Source organism: Blautia sp. DFI.1.216 (genome assembly GCF_020594215.1).
In the GTDB taxonomy this organism is placed as follows: Bacteria; Bacillota; Clostridia; order Lachnospirales; family Lachnospiraceae; genus Blautia_A; species Blautia_A wexlerae.
The window spans coordinates 1-1,105 of sequence record NZ_JAJDML010000145.1 but is presented as its reverse complement, the minus strand read 5'-3'; the positions used below and the strand labels follow the sequence as shown (position 1 = coordinate 1,105).

At 33.5% G+C, this 1,105-nt stretch carries 2 protein-coding genes; both read left to right on the top strand.

Annotated elements, in window-relative coordinates:
* The coding region (locus tag LJE11_RS19110; RefSeq protein WP_227296403.1) for a hypothetical protein at positions 1-182 on the top strand (182 nt) is incomplete at its 5' end.
* Between the two features lie 45 nt (positions 183-227).
* Entirely contained in the window at positions 228-1,079 is an 852-nt protein-coding gene (locus LJE11_RS19105; protein ID WP_227296402.1) for a hypothetical protein, read from the top strand.
* The last annotated feature ends 26 nt before the right edge of the window (positions 1,080-1,105 follow it).

Here is a 1,105-nt window from a genome sequence, read left to right as displayed (position 1 = left end):
CGTTGAATTTTCAGCATTCTGGGCTTAAGTTGACCACATTGGGGTCAGACCCCATAAAGAATGGGAATTTATTTGAATCCAGGAAAGGATTCTTCTTTTGGACTGGCCATGTTTACAGTCCGAAATCTGTTGTTGATGCCATGCTTAAGGAACTTATATATACACAGGAAAGAATCCTATGAATAGCAGTATGAAATAATGTATGGCAAATATGAAAGGATAAATTTATGAAGAACAGTTCTGAACGCAAAAGATATAAGACGAATCCAAATTTCGATGCATATTTATTATATTCTTATATACAAATGAAAAGAAATGCATCTGATAAAAGAAGTCGCGATAAAGCAGATAAGTTGATTTATGAGTATTTGAATAATTATATAATGTATGAACTGTATTACAGTTATCGTAGTACACTCGAAAAATGCGAATTTCAGGAGTTATATCAGTCATTATGGGTTGAAGTTTTAGCAGACTTGCCCAGATTTAATCCTGATCTCGGAAGAGCGACTACATTTTTTCGCTATTCTATAAAACATGCTGTTTGCATTTTCGTAAGTTTCAAAAAATATAATACAACTCCATATCTAGCTAATCAACTGGAAAAAATCAAAAAAATTCAGCAGGAATGTGAAGAATCAGGAACTCCTTTTACTGTTGAATTAGCCAGTAAATATTTACATTGCACAATCCCTACTGTATTAAACTATCAGGTTAAACTTGGTATGGAATCCTCTTTCTCTTATGAAGTAATATCTGTTACAAATAAATATTTTTCTTACGATTCCTATGATGAGGAAGCTACAGATTCAAAACCAATATCTTCATATTCTGATGCGGAATTGAGAAAATTAGTAAAGGATTTTTCTGAGAAAGAACTATGTTTACTCAATATGTATCTGCAGATGTGCACACAGGAGAATTCATACAATATCGAAGAATTTCGCAAAGCGAAAGCTTCCCAATCTGCAATGACAAAGGCTGAAACAGAACAAGCTATTATAAAGATAGAAGATTTGTTCAAAAAAATCGGGATTAATAAAGCACTGCGGGGTCAGACCCCAATGTGGTCAACCTAGCGTCAACTTAGGGACATATTAGCAAA

Bases quoted from the DNA above. Each gene is read 5' to 3' on its own strand.
- LJE11_RS19105 (WP_227296402.1), top strand. From the start codon at position 228: ATGAAGAACAGTTCTGAACGCAAAAGATATAAGACGAATCCAAATTTC.